This is a genomic window from Kiloniella spongiae (assembly GCF_001026905.1).
GTDB classification, from domain to species: Bacteria; Pseudomonadota; Alphaproteobacteria; order Kiloniellales; family Kiloniellaceae; genus Kiloniella; species Kiloniella spongiae.
Map to the genome: position 1 here is coordinate 1 of NZ_LAQL01000005.1, position 24,488 is coordinate 24,488.

Below are 24,488 nucleotides of genomic sequence, written 5' to 3' on the forward strand. Positions count from 1 at the left end.
ACATAACCATCCCTGCGGACGAGGGTTTATTTAGTGTAGTACCCTCGCCCTGTCAAGCGACGGAATAGATTTTTGACAGTTTTTTTTTAGTTTTTTGAATAAAGGCTGAAATAAGAAGAAAATCCTTTAGCTTCAATGATCTAACGAATCGATTTTCGTCCGGTAATAGTTGAAAAATTCGCCCTATCTTCACGATAAAACCAAAGAAAACAGCAACCTATTTTACCGAGACTCTAAAATCCCTCCTAATTTAAGATCAAATCAGGCTACCATCTGAGTTCAACATCATAATTACTCGATAAAAAGAAGAGACAAATAGTCGAGCCGTAATGACTTTTGTGCCTGTCATCGACAGATTACCAAACAAAGAAAAACCATATAAGCAGAAAATGGACTCGTAATCTGGTAGAACCCCATAAAAATAATATCTCAAAAACAAAAATGGCCAGAGTATCACTCTGGCCATTTTTCGCTTCAGCTTTTAACCACCGAAATCATCTAGCATAATATCTTCGCGGTCGACTCCAAGCTCAAGGAGCATGTTAATTACCGACGAATTCATAATCGGTGGCCCACACATATAATACTCACAATCTTCCGGTGCTGTATGGTTCTTGAGATACTCATCATAAAGAACGTTATGAATAAAGCCTGTATAACCATCCCAGTCATCTTCAGGCAGCGCATCAGATAGTGCCACATGCCATGTAAAATTAGGGAACTCGGCAGCCAACTGGTCAAAGTCCTCAACAAAGAACATTTCCCGTTTCGACCGTGCACCGTACCAGAACGTGATCTTGCGATCTTTATTCTTAAGACGTTTGAGTTGGTCAAAGATGTGACTGCGCATTGGTGCCATACCAGCACCTCCACCGATAAAGACCATTTCCTTATCCGTATCACGAGCAAAGAACTCACCAAAAGGTCCTGAGATCGTCACCTTGTCACCTGGCTTCAGGTTAAAGATATAAGATGACATCTGCCCCGGAGGAATACCTTGTGTGCCCGGTGGTGGCGACGCCACACGCACATTAAGCATGATCATCCCCCGTTCTTCCGGGTAGTTTGCCATTGAATAAGCGCGTTCAACGGGTTCTGCAACAGTCGACTCGAACTGCCAAAGATTGAACTTATCCCAATCTTCCCGATACTCTTCTTCAATGTCGAAATCTTTATACTTCAATTGATGCGCAGGGGCCTCAATCTGAATATAACCGCCAGCGCGGAAATTCACATCCTCACCTTCGGGTAAATCAAGTATCAGTGACTTAATAAAGGTCGCCACGTTTTCGTTTGAACGAACCGTGCACTCCCATTTCTTAACACCAAAGACTTCTTCGGGAACCTCGATTTCCATATCCTGCTTAACCGCAACCTGACAGGAAAGGCGGTCACCGCAAGAAGCTTCACGCTTTGTGATATGGCTTTCCTCGGTCGGAAGAATAGAACCGCCACCTGAGAAAATTTTCACCCGGCATTGCGCGCAGGTACCGCCACCGCCACAGGCAGAAGGAACAAAAAGCTTCTGTTCAGCCAGTGTTTGCAACAGCTTTCCACCAGCCGGAACAGAGATTGTTTTCTCACCGTTAATGGTGATGTCAACGCTTCCGGTAGAAACCAGTTTGGAACGTGCTGCGAGAATAATCGTGACAAGCGCTAGAACGATTAACGTAAAAAGCAGGATGCCTAATCCAAATGTGATCAATTGAGCCTCCCCTTTACAGTTTCACGCCACTAAAAGACATGAAGGCCATCGCCATAAGGCCGGCAGTGATGAAGGTAATACCAAGGCCCTGAAGACCGTCAGGTATATCTGAATACTTTAGCTTTTCCCGAACACCAGCCATCGCCGTGATTGCCAAGGCCCAACCAAAACCGGATGAAATGCCGTAGGTAGTTGCCTCTGCAAAATTATAATCGCGTTCGACCATAAAGAGCGAGCCACCCAGAATAGCGCAGTTCACCGTAATCAAAGGTAGGAACACGCCCAATGCATTGTAAAGCGGTGGGAAGTATTTATCCAAAACCATTTCAAGGATCTGAACCAACGCAGCAATAACACCGATATAGGAAATCAGGCCAAGGAAAGTAAGATCAACATTATCAAATCCTGCCCAGGAAAGAGCACCCGGCGCCAACAGATAAGTCAGGATCAGATTATTTGCCGGCACAGTAATAGCCTGCACAATCATCACGGAAATACCGAGGCCAATAGCAGTCGCGATCTTTTTGGACACAGCAATAAAAGTGCACATGCCCAGGAAAAATGAAAGCGCCAAATTTTCAACGAAAACCGCCTTTACGGCTAAAGAGATCAGCTCTTCCATTAGTGTTCCTCAACCACTTGAATTTTATAATCACGCTCTTCCACTTGCTCTGGCTTCCAGGCACGGAACGCCCAGATAAGCAAACCAATGACAAAGAACGCTGATGGCGGCAACAGCAAGAGACCGTTAGGTACATACCAGCCACCGTTATTAACCGTCTCAAGTATCGTCACACCAAAGAGCGAACCAGAACCGAAAAGCTCTCGGATTACACCAACAAGCATCAAGATCAGCCCATACCCCAAACCATTACCAATTCCGTCAATGAAAGATGCAATCGGTGGATTCTTCATAGCAAAGGCTTCAGCACGTCCCATCACAATACAGTTGGTGATAATCAAACCGACAAAGACAGAAAGCGTTTTGGAAATCTCGAAAGCATAGGCTTTGAGAACCTGATCAACAACAATAACCAGTGACGCAATAATCACCATCTGCACGATAATCCGGATAGAACCAGGGATTTGATTTCGAATCATCGAAATAAACATTGATGAAAACGCTGTAACTGCCGTCACTGCAAGGGCCATAACAAATGCTACTTGCAACGAAGATGTTACCGCAAGCGCCGAACAGATCCCGAGAACCTGGAGAGTAATCGGGTTATTGTCGACCATCGGATCGAGAATAAGTTCTTTAGGAGTCTGCGCCATTAGATCTCTCCTGCTTTAACAGATGCCAGGAAGGAAGCATATCCCGCCTTACCCATCCAGAAACGCACCAGATTATCCACACCATTCGACGTCAGTGTCGCACCAGCCAAGGCATCTACATGAAATTCCTGACCAGCAGGAGGTGCCGTTTTGGCTACTGTAATCTGTAGCACGTCATTCTCATCATAGAGCTTTTTACCACGCCATAGCGACTTCCAGCGCGGATTATCAACTTCAGCACCAAGGCCCGGTGTTTCAGCATGACTGTAAAACTGTAATCCAAAGATATCGTTCGCGTTTTCTTCAACAGCAATAAAGCCATAAAGCGTCGACCAAAGACCATAACCATGCAAGGGCAAGATCACCTTATCGAGGCTGCCATCTTCATTACGAAGAAGATAAACGGTGACAAACTTGGCTTGTCGACCAATCGACGCAGGATCATCCGTCAGTTCAACAGACAATTCTGGATCATCTGCTGCAGCACGATCATCGAATGTACTGGCGTCGAATTGATCCGTAAACTTGCCGGTTGCGATATCAAGTACATGTGGTTCGAAAACCTTGAATGCCTCTGTTACATCTGTGTCAGGGCTATAAAGTCCAGCCACCTGAAGAATGTTAATCTGCTTATCTTTAAGTTTGTTGATTTCCTGCACAGGTCTTAGCGACACAGCAACAGCAGACACAATCATCGAAGCAACAAGGCAGAGAACAACAGCAACGAATACCGTTTTGCCCACAGAATCCGGTGGCGTATCAAGAAAACGACGCAACAAACCAGGTTTTTTATTTTCGTCAGGCATTACGCTTTGCCCTCCGCTTAATATTGGCCTGCACCACAAAATAATCGATCAGCGGTGCAAAGACGTTTCCGAATAGAATGGCGAGCATCATACCCTCGGGGAAAGCCGGATTAATCACCCGGATCATCACCACCATAAAACCAATCAACGCACCATAGATATAACGTCCGACGTTGGTGTGGCTGGCAGAAACGGGTTCCGTAACCATAAAGGCTAGACCAAAAGCAAAACCACCCGTTACAAGATGCCAGTACCAAGGCATTGCAAACATTGGATTACTGTCAGAACCAACCCAGTTAAGAAGCAATGAAAAGCCAATCATTCCTGCCAGGCAACCGACAACCAAACGCCAGTTGGCAATCTTGGTAATAAGCAGAAAGCTCAACCCGATTAAGCAAGCCAATGTAGAGGTCTCACCGATAGATCCTTGGATTGTACCAATGAAAGCACTTGTCCAATCAATCCCTCGTACTGCAAGCTCGGTAAAACCGTCAGAAGCACTCACGGAAAGCGCAGTCGCACCAGAGAAACCATCAACAGGTGTCCAGATTGTTTCCCCCGACATTTGCGCGGGATACGCAAAATAGAGGAAAGCACGTCCGGTAAGCGCAGGATTGAGAAAGTTTTTGCCAGTTCCGCCAAAGACTTCTTTACCAATAACGACGCCAAAGGAAATCCCTAGGGCCACCTGCCACAAAGGAGCACTTGGTGGCAAGATCAACGCATAAAGCATCGAAGTAACAAGAAAACCCTCGTTAACTTCATGCCCCCGAACCGTCGCAAAGATAACTTCCCAAATACCCCCGACAACCAGTGTCACAATATAGATCGGGAGGAAATAAAGCAGCCCATGCAAGAAGTTCGCAATGGGATTGTCAGGATTAAAGCCGACCCCTAATAAATCCAAAAGCCACACGCGCCAACCTGATGCGTTGTGAACTTCCATTGCCGTATTAGTCTGAAATCCGACATTATACAGGCCGATCAGAATGCAAGGGATCGTTGCTATGACCACATAGGTCATGATCCGCTTCATATCCACGTAAGATCTTGCATGCGGTGCGACTTTGGTCACCGTTTTTGGTGTGTATAGAAAGCTCTCAACCATTTCATAGATTGGGAAGAACTTTTCGTATTTACCACCATTCGTAAAGTGAGGTTCTATACGATCGAAAAAGTTGCGAATACCCACGTGATCAGCCCTCCTTTTCGATCTTGTTAAGGCAATCGCGCAGCGCCATGCCATACTCGTATTTGGCAGGGCAGGCAAAGCCAACCAAGCCAAGATCTTCTTCATCCAGTTCCATCGCGCCAAGCGCCTGTGCCTGATCAGTATCCATCACCAAAAGCGCACGTAACAACTGTGTTGGCAGATAGTCCTGCGGCATAAGTTCTTCAAAAGTGCCAAGCGGCACCATAGCTCTGCGCCCACCGTTAAGGTTAGATGTCAAAGCATAAAACTTCTTTGAGAAAGCAGACCCCAATACAGGTTGTACCGAATATTTCGACGGCATTGGTAGTATCCAACCCATCGTGATCTGTTTCTGATCTTCTTCAATCAATGTAATCTGGCGTGCATAGCGACCAAGATATCCATCTTCGCCCTCACCCATCCGGCCACTAAGAATTGACCCTGAAATCATGCGAACAGGTACATCGCCGGGAATATCCTGGGCGACCAGATCCGCCATCGACGCACCGGAAACTGTCCGAACCAACCGGGGGTTGGCACAAAGCGGGCCGGACAATGCAACTACACGGCTTGCATCATAACGACCGGTCAACAATAGCTTACCGATAGAGATTACATCGGAATACCCAATCGTCCATACGGCTTGATCACCCTTTGGCGGTTCTAGAAAATGCACATGAGTACCAGCAAGGCCAGCCGGGTGCGGGCCGGAAAAGCTTGCAACAGTTACATCAGAAATGTCTGAACCCGGAATATCAGCATCGGGTGATTGGCAAAGATAGATTTTGCCCTCTGTAAGCTGGGTGATCGCTTCAAGGCCTTTGCGGAAAGCTTCCGCTTCATCTGCAATAATTTCTGCCGGATCTGCCGAGAGCGGCTCTGAATCCATAGCCGTCACAAAAATAGCTGATGGTTTGGTATCCGGTGCGGGAACTTTGGAATAAGGTCTGGTGCGAAACGACGTCCAAAGCCCGGAAGCACAAAGACGCTCAGTAAAACCTTCTGCTGTAGACACATCACCGACATTAGAAAAATCAACTGGTTCAGCAACAGCCTCGTCAATGTCAATTACGACACTGACCAAAACACGGCGCGCACCACGATTAATAGCTCTAACCCGACCGGCAACTGGTGAAGTGACCATAACTTCAGGTGTATCTTTATGAGAAAGTATAGGGGTTCCTGCCGCAACGACATCCCCCTCCTGAACCGCAAGTCGCGGCTTCAGGCCGATATAGTCCGCGCCCAATATAGCAACGGAACCAACAATAGCAGGATCTTTGATACCAGGCTTGGGTGCCCCCAGCACAGGAACATCAAGACCTTTTCGTAACGAGAATTTCGGCACGTTCATGCAGTCCTGTAAAAATTTTTAGCCCTTATGCGACAATTATGCTGCCTCTTAAAGTACTTTTTTGGCCACAAAGACTTAATTTTTTGTTGAATCTGCTATAAAACTCGCCCATAAGCCAATGAAACTAGCTTTTATATTAGCACGGAGGCCTTAATAGTGCCGGATAATTTCCTCATTTCGCGCCGAAATTTCATGATCATGCCAGCCTGCCTAGCCGCATTAAGTGCTTGCAAATTGGGATCATCAGCGTCGGTGTTAAAAGTCGCCGGCTTCACCATGGGCACCAACTACTCTATAGTTGCGGTCGATCACACCCAGACTTTATCAGAAGAAGATCTGCGAAAAGATATTGATAAGGCTTTGCTGCAAGTCAACGCACAGCTATCAAACTGGGATCCGACATCAGAAATTTCACGCTTCAACGCATCGACATCAACCGACTCGACAGCGGTTTCCCCTGCTCTGGCTGAAGTTATGAATGCAGCAAATACCGTTCATACCGCTAGTGACGGACAATTTGATGTTACCCTAGGTCCTTTGATTGATCTTTGGGGGTTTGGTGCCGCAGATAATACTGTGCAGACACCAGCAACAGAGGCAATTGAAGCAGCTCTTCGTAAATCCGGCCAAAGCCGGACATTACGTATTTCTGATCAATCACTTCAGAAACAAACACCAGAAACAGAGATCTATCTCTCAGCTATCGGCAAAGGGTATGGTGTTGATGTCATCGCCCGTAAACTTGAAAGCTTTGGCATTAAGGATTTCATGGTAGAGATTGGCGGAGACCTTTATACTGCTGGACTCAACCCCGATGGAACACCGTGGCAAATCGGTATCGAAACACCGGATGCACACGACCGTACAATGCACGAAGTTGTTGGCCTTTCAAACCTGGGCATGGCGACATCTGGTGACTACCGCAATTACTTTGAACAAGATGGCGTGCGTTATTCACACATCATTGACGCTCAAACAGGTCGCCCTATTACCCACACAACAGCATCAGTTACTGTGTTAACAGAGAATGCCATGCTGGCTGATGCCTGGGCAACTGCAATGCTTGTCTTGGGTAAAGAGCGCGGTCTGAAAATCGCAAATAATCTTGATATGGCAGTATTGTTCATTGAACGTGACAGCAATGCTACCCATACTAAGTTTATCACAACGCCAAGTGCGCGTTTTAGCGATATGCAAGCTTAGAGATTGGATAACTGACCAGTGGCAACTTTCTTTTTAGCATTCGGCATCTTAGCCTTACTCGTCCTTGGAATGGCAATTGGTGTCATTATGCAAGGCAAGACGATCAAGGGAAGTTGTGGCGGTTTGAATGCTATCAGTGGCGCTGATCATTGTTTGGTCTGTAATAAAGAAGTTGATCCGAATAGCCCGCTTCGCGACAGACTAAGTTGTCCACGCGCACGAGAAAAACAAAATCAAATTAGCTAAATAGCTAGCAGATTTTTCAATCAAAAACCCTCTCTAATCATCGTGTTAGAGAGGGTTTTTTTATATGCAAAACCAGTCACCAAAAAACCGAAAATTTTCACCAAAAAAATAGTGTGAATCAAGAAATCTGGCATTCTGAACCCAAGCTCTCCCCTTACGCAGGATCAAATTGCCTATCCCTCGGTTGAGAGAGGTACAAAGCCTAATAACAATAGACAAACTGCTGCGGCAAGGCCGGAAATCCACAGTTGCCACCTTGGTCCTTCGGCCTTCCAAACACGGCGATATTTATAACCGGCCAGACAGGCAATTATGAAGATTAACGTCGCGCTCCAAGGAGCCAGAGTTATTGCGGTCAAAAAGCAAGACTTCCCTAAGTAAATGATTTGTCTTATAGTTATTAAGCACAGTCCATTATGACAATCAAGTCAGGATGCTTCTTATGCCTACAACCTACCAAGCACCAAGAAAAAGCGATAACCAGCAGAAAAAAACGGTTAGTCAGTCAACGCAATCTAATTTTGCTGCCGGTACGGCCACGGTGCAAAATATCATAACCAATAAAGGCGATGACGTTTTTTCGATCAGTCCTCAAGACACTCTTGGAAAAGCGGTCGAATTACTCAGCGAAAAGCGGATCGGCGCCTTGGTTGTCTCAGACACCGGCGTTGGATTACTCGGCATTCTCTCAGAGCGTGATATTGTCCGCAAACTCGCCGAAACGCCTGGACGCACCCTCCCCCATAAAGTCGAACAGGTCATGACAAGCAATGTCGAAGTTTGCACACGGGACGAAGCGCTTGTTTCTGTCCTGCGTCGCATGACGGATGGTCGCTTTCGCCATATGCCCGTTGTGGAAAACGAAAAGCTTGTTGGTGTCGTCACGATCGGGGATGTTGTAAATTATCGCCTGAATGAACTGGAATACGAGGCCCTACAGCTTAAACAGCTCGTCGTTGGTTAATATAAAACCCTGTACTTAGGACAAAACTTTACATGTCTGCGTCCTAGAGCTCTTTTCAGTCGCCCCCTGACAACGAAACGTCACCAAAGGACATTTGTTTATTAGCCCTCAAGATAATCTTTTTTGATGGAACTATGAGCTTGAAGAGACACGATTATAAAGATGCTTACCACTGGCTTCAAAATCAGCTTTTGATTTTCAACATCAAAAGCATAATGCATTGATTTGTAAAACCAAAAACGGCGCTTCATTTGTTTGAAGCGCCGTTTTATTAAGACGTCTGGTGGGCGATGACAGGCTCGAACTGCCGACCCTCTCGGTGTAAACGAGATGCTCTACCAACTGAGCTAATCGCCCACCAGACGTCTCGTCTGATGAAGGAGCTTTTAAGGTGATTCGCCGCCCTTGGCAAGCCTAAAATTACACAAAATTGACAATAAATAAAAAAAAACCGGCTAGCCTAAGGCTAACCGGTTTTTCATCAACAACTACAAACAGTTATTACTTGTTTACAGCGTCTTTCAAGCCTTTACCGGCTTTAAACTTAGGCTGCTTAGACGCAGGGATCTGGATAACCTCACCAGTACGTGGGTTACGACCCTGAGAAGCAGCACGTGCAGCTACGCTGAAAGTACCAAAACCAACGAGACGAACTTCATCACCACCGGTTAGAGCATCTGTTACAGCTTCGAACACACCGTCGATAGCTTTACCTGCATCGGCCTTTGATAGACCAGTTTTGTCAGCTACAGCTGCGACCAAATCATTTTTATTCATGGTTGACCCCCCCTCTAATTATACGGGTAAGATTGAAAAAAGTGTCTAACGACTTCTTGATTGTGGGGTGATTGTAGATCGCTAATGGCAGCGACGTCAATGCAAGAAACGACCGAATCCCAAGGGTTTTGATCGCATTTTATCTATCTTGCCCCACAAAAAGCACAACTAGTGCGTAATTACCCCCTCACGATCGGTTTCATGATGCTTTTCTGCATCACTACCTTCGTTCCAATCCTCTATAGGCGTTAGATTCTCTGAAAGCGCCTCTTTAAGGACCTCATCGACCGTAGAACAAGGAATTACCTTGAGTCCCTGAAGAACATTATCAGGGATATCGGCTAAATCTTTTTCGTTTTCCTGCGGAATAATGACTGTTTTGATGTTTCCACGAAGCGCAGCCATCATTTTCTCTTTTAAACCGCCGATCGGAAGCACGCGACCACGTAAAGTTACCTCACCAGTCATGGCAACATCATGTCGAATCGGTGTTCCCGTCAAAACAGAGACAATAGATGTTACCATTGCCACACCAGCCGAAGGTCCGTCTTTAGGAGTCGCTCCCTCTGGAACGTGCACGTGAATATCTTTTTTATCGAATAGGGATGGTTTGATACCAAATTCCAAGCTACGACTCTTCACAAAATATTCTGCAGCCTGGATCGATTCTTTCATTACATCGCCAAGCTTACCGGTCGCAGAAACTTTCCCTTTACCGGCAACCGTTACAGATTCGATTGTTAGGAGCTCACCGCCAACTTCTGTCCAGGCAAGACCGGTAACAACACCCACAAGATCTTTCTGTTCAGCTTCGCCGTAACGATAGCGTTGAATCCCAGCAAAATCACCAAGGTTATCAACAGTAACGTGAACGGTATCCATTGTTCCCATCTCTATTTCTTTGACAGCTTTACGCAATAGCTTTGCAACTTCACGTTCCAGATTACGAACACCTGCTTCACGCGTATAGTGCTGTATCAGCTTGCGAAGGGCTTCATCATCAATAGACCACTCTTCTTTTTTCATGCCATGATCTTTCATTTGCTTTGGCAGCAAATGACGAATAGCGATCTGAAGCTTCTCGTCTTCGGTATAGCCAGGGATTCGTATAATTTCCATACGATCCAACAAAGGTTGAGGCATACGCAAAGAGTTTGCAGTGGTTACAAACATCACATCCGAGAGATCATAATCAACTTCGAGATAGTGATCGTTAAATGTATTGTTTTGCTCTGGATCCAGAACTTCAAGCAAAGCCGAAGAAGGGTCACCACGCCAGTCATTACCGAGCTTATCAATCTCATCCAACAAGAATAATGGATTAGAAGATTTCGCTTTTTTCATGCCTTGAATAACTTTACCCGGCATTGATCCGATATAAGTACGACGATGGCCGCGCACTTCGGACTCATCACGAACCCCACCCAAACTCATGCGGACAAAGTTACGACCAGTTGCCCGTGCAATCGACTTACCCAGTGATGTTTTACCAACGCCCGGAGGACCAACAAGACACAAAATAGGGCCTTTGACCTTACGCATACGCTGCTGAACAGCCAAATATTCCAAAATACGTTCTTTAACTTTCTCAAGACCGAAATGTTCTTCATCAAGAACTTTACCTGCATTGGGAATGTCTTTTTTGATTTTACTGCGTTTCTTCCATGGAATAGACAGCATCCAATCAAGATAGTTACGAACAACTGTAGATTCTGCTGACATGGGGCTCATGTTACGCAGCTTCTTCAATTCAGCAGTTGATTTCTCTCTCGCCTCTTTGGTCAGTTTGGTCTTTGCTATCTTGTCTTCAAGTTCAGCAAGTTCATCACGACCATCTTCCCCTTCGCCAAGTTCTTTTTGGATAGCTTTTAACTGCTCATTCAAATAGTACTCGCGCTGGGTTTTTTCCATTTGGCGTTTAACGCGATTTCGAATTCTTTTCTCGACCTGAAGAACACCAATTTCGCCTTCCATAAAGCCGTAGATTTTTTCCAGGCGTTCCGCAATTGTTTCGCACTCAAGAAGCTCCTGCTTCTCGGAAATTTTCAACGACAGATGCGATGCAACTGTGTCCGCAAGCTTACCTGATTCGTCGATCTGGTTAATTGAGACCAGAACTTCCGGCGGGATTTTTTTGTTCAGCTTAATATATTGCTCGAACTGGGAAACAACGCTTCTTGAAAGGGCATCAAGTTCTCTTTCATCTCCCTCATCATCATCCAGTGGCTCAGCCTCGGCCTGAAAGAAGTCTTCGTTGTCAGAAAACTTCGTAATCTTCGCACGCCGAACACCTTCAACCAGTACCTTAACAGTACCATCAGGCAATTTCAGCAACTGAAGAACTGTGCCGATTGTACCTACAGTGTAGATATCTGAAGGGCTTGGATCATCCTGGGATGCATTCTTCTGTGTCACAAGCAGAATCTGCTTGTCTTCCTTCATCACATCTTCAAGCGCACGAACAGATTTATCACGTCCGACAAATAGGGGAACAATCATATGCGGGAAGACAACTATGTCACGTAAAGGGAGTACGGGATAAACATCACCGTGAGAAATTTCCAACATATATCCTCACAAGCTCGCTGGCTTAAAAACAGAGTCTAGGGGGTGATCACTCACCCCCCATAAAAATAAACAACTATATATAGATAAGAACAGGCGCATAAGCTTCAAGCCATTACGAAAGAATGGCCTTAAAAGTTATGCATCCGTGCCGGTCTCTTCCTTGCTATCACCATATATATAGAGAGGCTGTGCCTTACCGGTCACAACTTCGCTATTAATAACAATTTCCTCGACACCTTTAAGACCTGGCAGTTCATACATTGTATCAAGAAGAATACCTTCCATAATAGAACGCAGGCCACGTGCACCAGTTTTCCGCTCAATTGCCTTTTCTGCAATTCCCAAAAGAGCACCCTCAGTAAAGTTCAGCGCAACATCTTCCATATCGAAAAGACGTTTGTACTGCTTAACCAGCGCATTCTTTGGCTCAGAAAGAATCTCAACCAATGCATCAGCATCAAGGTCTTCCAGTGTTGCAACAACTGGTAGACGACCAACAAATTCAGGTATAAGACCGAACTTCAACAAGTCTTCTGGCTCGACCTCACGCAGAATATCACCCATTCTTCGTTCATCTGGCCCAACAACATCCGCTCCAAAACCAATGGATGACCCTTTACCACGACCAGAGATAATTTTATCCAGTCCGGCAAAAGCACCGCCAACAATAAAGAGAATATTTGTTGTATCAACCTGAAGGAATTCCTGTTGCGGATGTTTCCGGCCGCCTTGAGGCGGTACAGAAGCAACAGTGCCTTCCATAATCTTCAACAACGCCTGCTGAACACCTTCACCAGACACGTCACGCGTAATGGATGGGTTATCAGACTTCCGGCTGATCTTATCGACCTCGTCAATATAGACGATACCACGTTGAGCACGTTCAACATTGTAATCAGCAGATTGTAGAAGCTTGAGAATGATATTCTCAACATCTTCACCAACATACCCTGCTTCAGTCAATGTCGTCGCATCAGCCATGGTGAAAGGAACATCCAGAATTCTCGCCAGAGTTTGTGCCAGAAGTGTTTTACCACAACCGGTTGGCCCAACGAGCATAATATTGGATTTGGCGAGTTCTACATCGCCAGATTTGTTCCCATGTGCCAGACGTTTGTAATGATTATGCACAGCAACAGAGAGAACTTTTTTAGCGTGTCCCTGCCCTATGACATAATCGTTTAACACATCACAGATATCTTGAGGAGAAGGTACCCCGTCACCAGATTTTACCAATGATGATTTATGTTCTTCACGAATGATATCCATACATAGTTCGACACACTCGTCACAAATAAAGACGGTTGGTCCCGCAATCAACTTGCGAACTTCATGCTGGCTCTTGCCACAGAAGGAACAGTAGAGAGTATTTTTCGAGTCGTTATCGCTCGATTTTGACATTACGTATGAGCCTCGAAATCAATTCCCAATATAGGTCATGTTGACAGACAGACCCGACCCGCACAATGGGAAAAATCCATGTATTAAGCAAAATACCTCGACAATTACCAATTAAAGTACCTGCCATTTATGATGAGGATAACAGAGCTTTGTTAATGAACTCTTCCCAGTGCCGGTCAAATTACTAATTATTTAGATGCATCGTCCTTATCGCCTGCATCCGCTTCACGATGAGAAATCACCTCATCAATCAAACCAAACTTCTTGGCTTCATCAGGCGTCATAAAGTTATCACGCTCCATGCCCTGCTCGATGACCTCAATCGGCTGACCACAGTGGTCGGCATAGAGGCCGTTCAAGCGAGATCTGGTATCTATGATATCTTTCGCATGAATTTCGATATCTGTCACCTGCCCCTGGAAACCGCCAGAAGGCTGGTGGATCATGATCTTTGAATTCGGCAGCGCAAAGCGTTTGCCCTTCGCACCAGCCATCAACAACAGAGATCCGGCTGATGCAGCCTGACCAACACACACAGTTGATACTTCCGGCTTGATGTACTGCATAGTGTCATACATCGCCAAGCCAGATGTCACCACACCACCAGGTGAGTTGATATAGAAAGAGATATCTTTCTTTGGATTGTCGGATTCAAGGAACAGCAATTGAGCGCATATAAGGCTAGCCACCTGATCGTTCACCTGACCAGTTAGAAAGATAATTCGCTCTTTTAGAAGCCTTGAGTAGATATCATAAGACCGTTCACCGCGGCTTGTTTGCTCAACAACCATAGGAACGAGAGTATTCATGTATATATCGCGTGGATCACTCATAGCTTCCCCTCAACGTAATTCGCGTGTCACATATTAATTAACAAACTAAAATCGTTAACTATATCTCACTAGAAAGTAATATGGGTTGCGCGAGAGATTCGCACAACCCATACAACACGTTTAGTTTTATTAAGGTGATCAGACCTTAAGCATCTGCCTTTTTAGCAGCAGCTTTTTTAGCTGGCTTCTTGGCCGGAGCTTTCTTCGCTGCAGCTTTTTTAGCTGGTTTCTTTTTAGAAACAGCAGCATTTTCAGCTTCGATCTGTTTGCGGAGATCATCAGGAGAAATTGATTTCTCTGTAACTTTCGCAAGATCAACGATGAAATCAACAACCTTGTCTTCAAATACTGGCGCACGCAGGTTAGCAAGAGCTTGCGGATTCTTTTGATAGAACTCGAAAACAGCCTGTTCTTGACCTGGATAATTACGTGCTTCCTGAAGAAGAGCAGCGTTCAATTCTTCTTGAGTAACGTCGATTTCGTTCTTGCCACCAACTTCCGAAAGAAGCAGGCCAAGACGAACACGACGAACAGCAATGTCCTGATACTCAGCTTTTAGCTCATCTTCGGATTTTGCAGCATCTTCTTCGTCAAGTTTACCTTGTTCTTTGTCGGCTTCAATCTGTTTCCAGATACCGTCAAATTCAGCTTCAACCATTGCTTCTGGAACATCAAAGTCATGGTTATCAGCAAGCTGATCAAGAACTTCACGCTTCAGGTGAGAATGTGCGATGCGGTCATATTCAGCTTTAACCTGCTCAGCAACACGTTCTTTAAGTTTCTCAAGATTCTCTTCGCCAAGTTTTTCAGCAAGAGCATCATCGATTTCAGCGGCTACAGTCTCTTCAATATCTTTTACTTTTACTTCAAAGATAGCATCCTGACCGGATAATTTTTCGTTGCCGTAACCTTCTGGGAAAGTAACGTTTACAGTTACATCGTCATCAATGTTTGCGCCAACGACTTGCTCTTCAAAGCCCGGGATGAACTGACCAGAACCAAGTTCCAGTTTGAAATCATCGCCGGCCATACCAGGAAGAGCTTCCCCGCCAACGGTACCTTTGAAGTCAATAGTTACAACATCGCCTTCTTTAGCTTTACGCTTACGTTTCAGTGGCTGAGTTGTCTTATGATTCTCAGCAATACGACCAAGAGATTCGTCAACTTCCTTTGCAGGAACATCGACAGAAAGCTTTTCAAGATTCAGTTTAGCGAAATCCATTGGCTCGATATCAGGAATGATTTCAAAGGCGATTGAATATTCGAGATCTTTACCATCATCAAAAGAAGTAACTTCGATTTTTGGCTGCATTGCAGGACGAAGACTACGCTCTGAGATAACTTCCTGAGAGGTTTCGTTCACCAATGCTTCGAGAACTTCGCCCATTACGGATTTACCGTAACGTTGCTTCATCATTTTCATTGGAACTTTGCCAGGACGGAAGCCTGGGAGCTTGACTTGAGAGCTTAGCTCAACCAGGCGACTATCGATTTTTGCGTCGATGTCATTGGCGGGAACGACCACCGTAAATTCGCGTTTCAGATTGTCCGCGTTTGTCTCAGTTACCTGCATTTGCCGGCGACGCCTTTCATTTTAACGTAAAAAAGACCTTGGAGGACAAAAGCAAGCTGCCCGGGCAGCGCTGGCCTTCCAGGGTCAAACAAATTAGTTTCGAGATGGTGCGGGTGAGAGGACTTGAACCTCCACGCCTCTCGGCGCCAGAACCTAAATCTGGTGCGTCTACCAATTCCGCCACACCCGCATTTCGTCTCGATTTGGAGGGGTTTAATACATCATTACGGAGTACGCAACTAAGACTTTTGAATTTTGTTATTTTTTTTTGATTTTCTCATCGCGTTTTTGACATATCGACCAAAAAACTGAGGAATAGAGCCAATTTTGATATTTTCATCAAGAACCAAAAACATTTTTGAGAATCTCTGTTGTTCGTGCGACCGGATTCTGACGAATCTGTTCTTCTTCCTTTGCCAGATAGTAAAACAACCCTTCCAGCGCCTTTGAAACTGTATAATCAGTTAAATCAGACTTCACATCTGGTACAAAAGGAATCGTTTTGTAGCTGGAAATCATTTCTTCATAGCTATTCACCGCACCAACTTCTGAAAGGGTCCGGTCAATAATAGGTTTAAATTTTGCCGTTAATTCAGGGCTCATTTTCTCCCTAAAGTATCTCGTCGCCTCATCATTACGACCATCATAAATCCGTCGAGCATCCTCCAGCGTCATTTTAGAAATCGTATCAAGAAAAAGTTCCCGTGTTTCAACAGATGCTTTTTCTGCGCCGCGATTAAGCTTGAGCTCCAGATCATCAGCCATGGAAGACAGACCAACGGTACGCAGTGCGCCTTGAACTTTCTTCAAGTTATCTGGTAAAGGAATATGAATGTTGCTGTCTGCATTGAAACCATCTTGCAAGCTAACCTGATCAACAACGCGGGAAGAACCAACTCGCAAGGCTTCTTTTAAACCCGCCGAAATCTCACCAACACTTAAATTGCCCTGACTTTGCTCCCCCTGCTTCGCGTCACCGCCCTGGAGTATCTTAAGACCATCACTGAATAAATCGGCCTCTACGGGCAGTGTAAAAAGCGTAAATGATAAAGCAGCAGAAACTGTAATGGATTTTTTGAACATGAAGATATTCCGAACCTGATATAAAAATTACCTAACCGAAGTTAGCTCTTATAATTGTTTAGCTTAATTCTTACTCTAGACGTGAAGAGAGAAATGTAATCGCTTCCCTACACGAACGATGAAACAACGGCGAAGAAGAGCTGAGCTAAACATCTATACATATAACAGATTCGGAAAGCGCGTATATATACGTAAAACACTGAACGCAAAGAAATCACACTCCACCATAAGAGATTCAAAAGAAAACAAATGGCCCTGAACATTCAGTTCAAGGCCAAAAGAGAGTGTTCTCTATCTATCTCTACGTTTGAGAGAGTTAAATTGCCTGGCAGTAACGCTCGGAAAAGCTTGAAAGGCCAAGTGTCCTGAAGTCTTCGAACCCGGTACTGGTATCACCATCAACAGATATGGAGAAATGCACATGCGGGATGCCAAAGGTATCCTTCTTCACATTAATAACCTTAGCTGTTTCTACGACCCGATGCGGATTCACATAACGATATTTGTGACCAACTTTGACTTCATCAGAGTCGCGCTTGAATTTATATAGACTATCAACGAATGACATAATTAAACCCTAAATACGAACACTTGCTATACATGACAGTACCAATAATCGCCGATAGCTATTAAATAAAAGTAAATAAATAGATCAAAAACCATATATTTTTTCGTAACTCTAAGGACTTACAGATTGATACTCATCACACTGACTCCCTAAAGGGCGCTATAGCCTCATCAATATAAGAAAGAAGATCTTCAGCAATCATAGCACTTCCAGCCCTTTGCCCAGTATCACTATGCAACCAAACTCCGGCACAAGCCGCATCAAATACAGATACTCCTTGAGCAAGTAATCCCGTAATAATACCAGCAAGAACATCACCCGTTCCACCACGCGCCAACCAATAAGGCGCATTGGTACTAATAACAACCTGACCATTAGGTGATGCAACAATCGTATCAGCCCCCTTCAAAACAACGATGCACGCGGCTTTTTTCGCAGCTTCAAGCGCCCGCTCTAATCGACTGCCTTGAAGGTCAGGAAAGAGCTTCCTAAACTCGCCCTCATGAGGAGTGATAATGACCTGGTCATTCAATAGAGATAATAGCTCTTCAGGATCTTCGTCAAAAACACTGATGGCACCAGCATCTAAAACAACGGGTACAGAGCAGTCTTTCAAAATCACAGAAATAAAAGATTTGAAGGCATTAGTTTGCCCTCCCCCAGGCCCAATAACAAAGGCGCTAATCTTCCTCTTTATCAAAAACGCCTTAAGTGCCGCAGGATCTTTGTGCTCGTTTACGATAAGGCTCGGTGATGTTAATTCATAGATCTGCTTATCAGATTCGGAACAGAGGACAGTCACAAGGCCTGAGCCAGCGCGCAATGCAGACATTGCAGCCAAGCGCCCCGCGCCTGACATCTCGCCACCCCATACAAGACTATGGCCGAAATGATATTTATGACGGTCATAGCTGAAACGAGGGATCTGTTCAGACCAGAGGTCAGGATGATTTTCCTTAAACAATAAAGAGAGTTTCACCGCTATCTCTTTCGGAATACCAATATCCGCAACAACAAGATCACCGCACAAATCAGCACCGGGGTAGAGACAATGCCCTGTCTTCTTCATAAAAAAGGTCACTGTTTTTGTTGCTTGAAAGGCAACATCTCCAAAGACCTCCCCCGTATCACCAGACACGCCGCTTGGCACATCGACAGACACAACACGCTTTTTCCGCGACCAGCCAACAAAATCACAGCAGTTACGATCTAGAGGTCGCGCCAGACCTGCTCCGAAAAGCGCATCAACAATCACGTCAGCTTGCGCAAAATTCTCTGCATCAAGTTCACGGGCAACAGTCCCACGCCATTCCTTTGCAAAGTGAAGCGCTTCTCCTTTAAGCTCAGGCAACGGCAACATAGAATATAGCTGAACCTCATAGCCCAACTCATCCAACGCCGCTGCCGCAACAAATCCATCCCCACCATTATTGCCGGGACCACAGAGTACAAGCACTCTACCCTCTGGAATTATATCACAGACAGCTCTTGCGACGGCCTGTCCGGCCTCATGCATCAATAAAATTCCGCTCACACCAGATTTCATTGCCAGACGATCAGCCTGATACATGTCACGAACACTAAGAAGAAAATGATTAAGCCTAGGCATCAGTAATAATGGTAATAGTTAGAGAAATATTTCTAACTATTACCATAACACGAATACATTTCTTGGCATTGATATAGATCTGCGAGAGATGCAGAGATAGAAGGAATGGAGGCCTATCAGGCCATCAAAGCATTATTTAATCAAGACCCGTTTTCAGTAATACTATCGCCTCGGATTAGATTTGGGTTTTGGCACCAACAGCCCCCCAACACCAGCATAACCCCTGGGATTTCTCTTCGGCCTAAAGTTAGGGTCATCTTTAAGCGGCCCAATTAACGCCACAGACGGAGCAGAAACAATTTCAACCGTCTTTGGTTCAGGTTTCGCCTTTGGATTTGGTACTATAATTTGCACATCAGAGACAGATGGCTCATGAGAGGCATCCCCCTTAACACTGCCCGCGACCGCAAGTACAACATCTGTTTCTACAGGAGCAATCTCTTCAGTAACAGGCTGTGGCAGTGCCCCTGCTTCAACTTTTAGCTGAGCAAGCTCTGTAAGCCTGTCTGTCGCAGAGTTATTGCCATTTTTCTCTGCAGCCTTATACCACTTTTCCGCAACTTGATTATCAACCGGGACCGAGAGACCAAGACGATAAACTTCGCCAAGAGCGTACTGAGCACCCGAGACATTGTTATTTGCAGATTGATGAAACCAGAAAACGGCACGCTCGAAGTTTTGCGTAACGCCTTCACCACGAAACAAAGCAAGGCCAAGATTATATTGAGCCATTGGATGATTCGATTCCGATGCCATGCGCCAATAGCCGACAGCTTTCGCTCTGTCTGCTTTGATACCCTTGCCTTGCGCATATAATCTTCCAAGATTATTTTGCGCAGCGGCAACACCTTGGTTCGCGGCGGCTTCATACCACTTTATAGCTTCAAGGTACTTAGGCTCATCGCCGTATTCTGGTGTTTCATAGAGCTTTCCCAGACTATACTGGGCTTTTCCATGTCCGCCCTCAGCCAACGGCAACCAGAATGATAAAGCAAGCGCATGATCCCCCTGTTCAAAGGCAGTAACACCGTTCAAATAATCATCTGCCTTTACGGCATGTAACGGCGATAGTGTCACTGCACTGGCAAAAAGGACACAATAAAGGGTCTTACGCATATGATTGAAACCTACGAATCTAAACTACAGGTGTGAACCTACATATTAGATCAATATGGCTCAACAATGACCTTCACATAATGAACATTTATTTATATGAGTACTTAATTCATGATCTTATTTGCGCAGGAATATCTTTATCCGGATACAAAGCCAAACACGTGTATTGAAGCAATTTTTCGCGATTACCAGAAGACATGATAACACGCACACCAATCTGGTTGTCCCGCTGCCACATGACTTCACCTCGGAATTCACCCGCAATGGAATGTGTCAGCGTGACCTCTTCCCCAATATCAGCCCCAAGATTTCCTTTGAGACAAAAACCGCCAAAAGACAAATCGGCAATGGTTGTCATAACCGCCTGCCCTTCTCTATCAACAACTTTTAATGAAATCGGTTCTGAAGCCGGAAACCTAGGAGCCTGGCGTCTATCTTCACCAGCGATCGCGTTATTTTCCATCACACATGCCTTCATTAATGAAACAATTATGTCAAATTAATGATAAATCAAAACAACCTAATCAGTCGTTAATAAAACAAAGGCTGGCAATAAACTAACTGTGATCGAAAAAACGAAACCACAAGATACAAAAAAAGCGGCTAACCGACTGGTTACCGCATAAAACAAGGATAAACATTGACATGGGGTGGCTGAGGGGACTTGAACCCCCGACCCCCGGTACCACAAACCGGTGCTCTAACCAACTGAGCTACAGCCACCACAAGGTCAACGAGGTAACGTATAGTCGTTACCGATGAGCGAGCTTTTATACACATAGATCGAAGCCGTCAAGCGCAACTGTACACACAAAGAAAATTGTTTTCATCCTCTTCTTGTTATTACAGGTAACAACCGACCTGAATGAAGCATAAAAACTCGTCGGAGCTTTACTCCGCCTCAATTAAACAGTGCGCCTTTGAGGCAATGAGTTAACCACTACTTTATAAGATAAAATCAGATATCAGATTCGTAATATCTATCTGAAAACAACAAGTCATAGACACCAAACATTCGCCCCTGCTCTATTCCTTTAAAATCCCTCATTTTACCAGTCGTGGCGCGAATATAATCAAATAACAAGAAGACATCCAAATAATGAGCATTACATGATTAAAAATTAGGCAACTTGACGTTTCAAGTAACTACACCTCCCTAAAATGTGCCATTTCAGACTTGGCATGCATCCTGCAAATCAGGGGCATAACAATATGGACGAAAGAGCCGCCCCTTTACTGATGCTGGAGCATTCGGACAAATGAAAAAGATCGAAGCGATCATTAAACCTTTTAAACTCGACGAAGTGAAAGAAGCCCTTCATGAAGTCGGCATTAAAGGAATCACCGTTACTGAAGCCAAAGGCTTCGGCCGTCAAAAAGGCCACACAGAGCTTTATCGCGGTGCAGAGTATGTTGTCGACTTTCTACCCAAAGTGAAGGTTGAGATCGTTCTTGAAGACGAGTTGGCCGAACGCGCTACAGAGGCAATACAGCAAGCTGCTCAAACTGGTCGTATCGGCGATGGCAAGATCTTTGTCAGCCACATCGAAGAAGTTATTCGAATCAGAACAGGTGAACGCGGCGGCGACGCCATTTAAACAAACCCGAAACCTAATACATCCAAATTTCATAAAGAAATACTTTAGTACAAAGGAAAGAGCTTATGGCTGATGTACAGAGCGTCCTTGATATGATCAAGGAAAACGAAGTTGAATTTGTTGATTACCGCTTCACAGATCCACGGGGTAAATGGCACCACATGACAATGTGCGCTTCTGCTGTTGGCGAAGATGAACTAGAAGATGGCATCTTGTTTGATGGTTCATCCATCGAAGGCTGGAGAGCAATCAACGAATCAGACATGATCATCAAACCTGATCTGACTTCTGCCGTTATGGATCCTTTCTCTGCCCAGGCTCAAATGATCTTGACCTGTACAGTATACGAGCCAGATTCAGGACAACTTTACAATCGAGATCCACGTGCAACCGCAGAACGTGCAGAAGCTTACCTTCAGTCCACTGGCATCGGTGATACTGTTTACTTCGGTCCGGAAGCTGAGTTCTTTGTCTTTGATAATGTTCAGTTTGACACAAACAGCCACAGCACATTCTTCCAGTTGGATGACGAAGAATCCCCGCACATGAATCGCGCAGAAATCGATGGCGGAAATTCTGGCCACCGTCCACGCATTAAAGGGGGTTACGTTCCTGTTGGTCCAGTAGATACCGGCATCGACCTTCGTGCCGAAATGACCACCGTCCTTAAAGCAATGGGTGTTGAAGCTGAAAAGCATCACCACGAAGTTGCACCGTCACAGCACGAGCTTGGTGTTAAATTCAACACACTTGTTCGCGCGGCTGATGAACTACAGATTTACAAGTACGTTGTACAAAACGTTGCCCACGCCTATGGCAAAACAGCAACCTTCATGCCAAAGCCAGTAGCTGGCGATAACGGTTCAGGTATGCATTGTCACCAGTCAATCTGGAAAGATGGCAAAGCAACTTTTGCCGGCGAAAGCTATGCAGGTCTTTCTGAAACCTGCCTGCACTACATCGGCGGCATCATTAAACATGCAAAAGCACTTAACGCTTTCACAAATCCGTCAACAAACAGCTACAAGCGTCTTGTTCCTGGTTTTGAAGCACCTGTGCTCCTTGCTTATTCTGCACGTAACCGTTCTGCATCTTGCCGTATTCCTCACGGCTCGAACCCGAAAACAAAACGCGTAGAAGTTCGCTTCCCGGATCCCGTTGCAAACCCATACTTGGCGTTCTCAGCCCTTCTAATGGCTGGCCTTGACGGTATTCGTAACAAAATCCACCCTGGTGATGCGATGGACAAAGATCTTTATGATCTACCAGCAGAAGAGCTGAAAGATATCCCAACAGTTTGCGGATCTCTGAGAGAAGCTCTGGAAGCTCTGGAAGCAGATAACGAGTTCCTGCTTGCGGGTGACGTCTTCTCCAAAGATCAGATCGAAGCATACATCAACCTGAAATGGGAAGAAGTACAGCGGTTTGAAATGACACCTCACCCTGTTGAGTTCGATATGTATTACAGCGCCTAAGACTGTTATCAGAAGTGACTATTCCGATGCCCCCCTTCACCGGGGGCGTCCCTGCAAACAGGAATAGCACCTCAAACTAAAAGAGCCCTCACTTTTGAGGGCTTTTCTTCTTTTATAGGTAGTTTTATCTACGTAAATCACTCAATTACAAGAGATCACGGATCATCTTATCTCTTAAAAGCTAGGTATACTCTTGCAGCACTGCTACTCTTGCACGGTCACTTCACATCCCCCGAAGTGACATCCCCTTGCGCAGGCGCAGGCGTATAAAGGGTATATCTAGCACCCCTTATGAGCAAAACGTGGAATATCCCTGCTTACGTTGCAGCCAGCGCGTTATCTTTTCCCTCAACCAACAGGCAGAGGCGTACCATTTCCGGCAAGCTCCTGACATCCAGCTTTTCCATAATTCTGGCTCTGTGAACCTCAACAGTTCGAGTACTGATACCCAATTCATAGGCAATAACCTTGTTCAGCAATCCGAGAACAAGTTTATCCAAGACCTCTTTCTCTCGCAGCGTCAGCTTTTCAATGGCGATAATTGCGTGTGCTCTGAGTTCCGCCTCTTCTTGCTGTGCTTCACTCTGCTGAAGAGCAGATGTCACCACCTCGGTAATCGCCGTATCAGAAAAGGGTTTTTCGACAAAACTAAAGGCCCCGGCCTTCATTGTCTCCACGGCTTTTGGAATATCCCCATGCCCCGAGATCATAACAACAACAAGATTACTCTCTGAGGCCGTAATTTTTTTAAGCGCCTCAACACCATCCATTCCCGGCATTCTGATATCAAGTAACACACAACCGGAATGCCCCAGAAGATCTTGATCGAAGAACTCTTCAGCTGAGGCGAAGGTTTCAATAGAAGCATCAAAAGAAGATGTGCTTAACAGCAATTCAGTAGATTCACGTACAGCATCGTCGTCATCAATAATGTATATATACATATAGTCTCTCAGTAAAACTCTTTGAACCCTGTGAACTCAACAGCGATCCACACAAAAGGCATCTAAATACTCCAAAGCTTCCGGCCATTATTTACAACAAATAGAAAGACAACAAGTTCTAGTTTGCTTTCGCCACCACAAGCAGAATAGATTTGGTCTTTGTAGACCGAATACAGTCACCAAAATTCCAATAACCGC

The 24,488-nt window shown here is 45.2% G+C and carries 23 protein-coding genes and 3 tRNA genes; 5 read left to right on the forward strand and 21 right to left on the reverse strand.

The window, feature by feature from the left end:
* Positions 1 to 481: 481 nt before the first annotated feature.
* The 6 genes from nqrF to WH96_RS07795 are packed head-to-tail and all read right to left on the reverse strand — an operon-like array spanning position 482 to position 6,326.
* Positions 482 to 1,705, reverse strand: coding sequence for an NADH:ubiquinone reductase (Na(+)-transporting) subunit F (nqrF, locus tag WH96_RS07770; RefSeq protein WP_047763620.1), 1,224 nt, complete (start codon positions 1,703 to 1,705; stop codon positions 482 to 484).
* Positions 1,706 to 1,718: 13 nt separating this feature from the next.
* The gene (gene nqrE / locus WH96_RS07775; RefSeq protein ID WP_047763621.1) at positions 1,719 to 2,327 is read right to left on the reverse strand and encodes an NADH:ubiquinone reductase (Na(+)-transporting) subunit E; all 609 of its coding nucleotides are present in this window, start codon (positions 2,325 to 2,327) and stop codon (positions 1,719 to 1,721) included.
* Positions 2,327 to 2,980 (reverse strand): NADH:ubiquinone reductase (Na(+)-transporting) subunit D, encoded by a 654-nt coding sequence (locus tag WH96_RS07780; RefSeq protein WP_047763622.1) that lies wholly within the window; start codon positions 2,978 to 2,980, stop codon positions 2,327 to 2,329. Before WH96_RS07780 ends, nqrE begins: the two co-directional genes overlap by 1 nt.
* Positions 2,980 to 3,786: a Na(+)-translocating NADH-quinone reductase subunit C gene (locus tag WH96_RS07785; RefSeq protein ID WP_047763623.1), complete on the reverse strand. Its 807-nt coding sequence runs from the start codon at positions 3,784 to 3,786 to the stop codon at positions 2,980 to 2,982. The genes WH96_RS07780 and WH96_RS07785 overlap by 1 nt, the downstream gene beginning before the upstream one ends.
* Entirely contained in the window at positions 3,779 to 4,978 is a 1,200-nt protein-coding gene (locus tag WH96_RS07790; protein ID WP_047763624.1) for an NADH:ubiquinone reductase (Na(+)-transporting) subunit B, read from the reverse strand. The genes WH96_RS07785 and WH96_RS07790 overlap by 8 nt, the downstream gene beginning before the upstream one ends.
* A 4-nt stretch (positions 4,979 to 4,982) precedes the next feature.
* Positions 4,983 to 6,326, reverse strand: a complete 1,344-nt coding sequence (locus WH96_RS07795) for a Na(+)-translocating NADH-quinone reductase subunit A (protein ID WP_047763799.1) — start codon at positions 6,324 to 6,326, stop codon at positions 4,983 to 4,985.
* A gap of 162 nt (positions 6,327 to 6,488) precedes the next feature.
* On the opposite strand from WH96_RS07795, the gene WH96_RS07800 reads away from it, so the two are divergent.
* Complete coding sequence (locus tag WH96_RS07800) at positions 6,489 to 7,535, forward strand: FAD:protein FMN transferase (protein ID WP_047763625.1); 1,047 nt, start codon at positions 6,489 to 6,491, stop codon at positions 7,533 to 7,535.
* Positions 7,536 to 7,553: 18 nt separating this feature from the next.
* The gene (gene nqrM / locus WH96_RS07805) at positions 7,554 to 7,781 is read left to right on the forward strand and encodes a (Na+)-NQR maturation NqrM (protein ID WP_047763626.1); all 228 of its coding nucleotides are present in this window, start codon (positions 7,554 to 7,556) and stop codon (positions 7,779 to 7,781) included.
* Positions 7,782 to 7,954: 173 nt separating this feature from the next.
* On the opposite strand, the gene WH96_RS21745 is transcribed toward nqrM, so the two are convergent.
* Entirely contained in the window at positions 7,955 to 8,140 is a 186-nt protein-coding gene (locus WH96_RS21745; protein ID WP_082130386.1) for a hypothetical protein, read from the reverse strand.
* Positions 8,141 to 8,223: 83 nt separating this feature from the next.
* On the opposite strand from WH96_RS21745, the gene WH96_RS07810 reads away from it, so the two are divergent.
* Positions 8,224 to 8,745 (forward strand): CBS domain-containing protein, encoded by a 522-nt coding sequence (locus tag WH96_RS07810; RefSeq protein WP_047763627.1) that lies wholly within the window; start codon positions 8,224 to 8,226, stop codon positions 8,743 to 8,745.
* Between the two features lie 281 nt (positions 8,746 to 9,026).
* On the opposite strand, the gene WH96_RS07820 is transcribed toward WH96_RS07810, so the two are convergent.
* From WH96_RS07820 to WH96_RS07880, 13 genes are all read right to left on the reverse strand, one after another.
* Positions 9,027 to 9,102: transfer RNA gene (locus tag WH96_RS07820), tRNA-Val, on the reverse strand.
* A 144-nt stretch (positions 9,103 to 9,246) separates the two neighbouring features.
* The gene (locus WH96_RS07825) at positions 9,247 to 9,522 is read right to left on the reverse strand and encodes an HU family DNA-binding protein (protein ID WP_046505047.1); all 276 of its coding nucleotides are present in this window, start codon (positions 9,520 to 9,522) and stop codon (positions 9,247 to 9,249) included.
* A gap of 168 nt (positions 9,523 to 9,690) precedes the next feature.
* The gene (gene lon, locus WH96_RS07830) at positions 9,691 to 12,090 is read right to left on the reverse strand and encodes an endopeptidase La (RefSeq protein WP_047763629.1); all 2,400 of its coding nucleotides are present in this window, start codon (positions 12,088 to 12,090) and stop codon (positions 9,691 to 9,693) included.
* Positions 12,091 to 12,225: 135 nt separating this feature from the next.
* Positions 12,226 to 13,491 carry an ATP-dependent Clp protease ATP-binding subunit ClpX gene (gene clpX / locus WH96_RS07835; RefSeq protein WP_047763630.1) on the reverse strand — a complete coding sequence of 422 codons (1,266 nt, stop codon included), beginning with the start codon at positions 13,489 to 13,491 and terminating at the stop codon, positions 12,226 to 12,228.
* 188 nt (positions 13,492 to 13,679) lie between these two features.
* Positions 13,680 to 14,324 (reverse strand): ATP-dependent Clp endopeptidase proteolytic subunit ClpP, encoded by a 645-nt coding sequence (gene clpP / locus WH96_RS07840; RefSeq protein WP_047763631.1) that lies wholly within the window; start codon positions 14,322 to 14,324, stop codon positions 13,680 to 13,682.
* A 145-nt stretch (positions 14,325 to 14,469) separates the two neighbouring features.
* The gene (gene tig, locus WH96_RS07845) at positions 14,470 to 15,897 is read right to left on the reverse strand and encodes a trigger factor (protein ID WP_047763632.1); all 1,428 of its coding nucleotides are present in this window, start codon (positions 15,895 to 15,897) and stop codon (positions 14,470 to 14,472) included.
* 105 nt (positions 15,898 to 16,002) lie between these two features.
* Positions 16,003 to 16,087: transfer RNA gene (locus WH96_RS07850), tRNA-Leu, on the reverse strand.
* A gap of 149 nt (positions 16,088 to 16,236) precedes the next feature.
* The gene (locus tag WH96_RS07855; protein WP_047763633.1) at positions 16,237 to 16,980 is read right to left on the reverse strand and encodes a DUF4197 domain-containing protein; all 744 of its coding nucleotides are present in this window, start codon (positions 16,978 to 16,980) and stop codon (positions 16,237 to 16,239) included.
* Between the two features lie 316 nt (positions 16,981 to 17,296).
* A complete protein-coding gene (locus WH96_RS07860; protein ID WP_047763634.1) occupies positions 17,297 to 17,548 on the reverse strand; it encodes a hypothetical protein in 252 nt (83 codons plus the stop codon).
* Between the two features lie 136 nt (positions 17,549 to 17,684).
* Positions 17,685 to 19,157, reverse strand: coding sequence for an NAD(P)H-hydrate dehydratase (locus tag WH96_RS07865; protein WP_047763635.1), 1,473 nt, complete (start codon positions 19,155 to 19,157; stop codon positions 17,685 to 17,687).
* A 162-nt stretch (positions 19,158 to 19,319) separates the two neighbouring features.
* Positions 19,320 to 20,273 carry a tetratricopeptide repeat protein gene (locus WH96_RS21280; protein ID WP_053005765.1) on the reverse strand — a complete coding sequence of 318 codons (954 nt, stop codon included), beginning with the start codon at positions 20,271 to 20,273 and terminating at the stop codon, positions 19,320 to 19,322.
* 109 nt (positions 20,274 to 20,382) lie between these two features.
* Entirely contained in the window at positions 20,383 to 20,736 is a 354-nt protein-coding gene (locus tag WH96_RS07875) for a PilZ domain-containing protein (protein WP_047763636.1), read from the reverse strand.
* 183 nt (positions 20,737 to 20,919) lie between these two features.
* Positions 20,920 to 20,996: transfer RNA gene (locus WH96_RS07880), tRNA-His, on the reverse strand.
* A gap of 536 nt (positions 20,997 to 21,532) precedes the next feature.
* Between WH96_RS07880 and WH96_RS07885 the strand changes: the two genes are divergently transcribed.
* Together WH96_RS07885 and glnA are read left to right on the forward strand one after the other, a co-directional pair.
* The gene (locus tag WH96_RS07885) at positions 21,533 to 21,871 is read left to right on the forward strand and encodes a P-II family nitrogen regulator (protein ID WP_047763637.1); all 339 of its coding nucleotides are present in this window, start codon (positions 21,533 to 21,535) and stop codon (positions 21,869 to 21,871) included.
* Between the two features lie 65 nt (positions 21,872 to 21,936).
* On the forward strand, positions 21,937 to 23,346 hold the full coding sequence (gene glnA, locus WH96_RS07890; protein ID WP_047763638.1) for a type I glutamate--ammonia ligase: 1,410 nt from the start codon (positions 21,937 to 21,939) through the stop codon (positions 23,344 to 23,346).
* A 317-nt stretch (positions 23,347 to 23,663) separates the two neighbouring features.
* Here the strand turns inward: glnA and WH96_RS07895 are convergent, their stop codons facing one another.
* Positions 23,664 to 24,290 (reverse strand): response regulator transcription factor, encoded by a 627-nt coding sequence (locus WH96_RS07895; protein WP_047763639.1) that lies wholly within the window; start codon positions 24,288 to 24,290, stop codon positions 23,664 to 23,666.
* Positions 24,291 to 24,488: the final 198 nt, after the last annotated feature.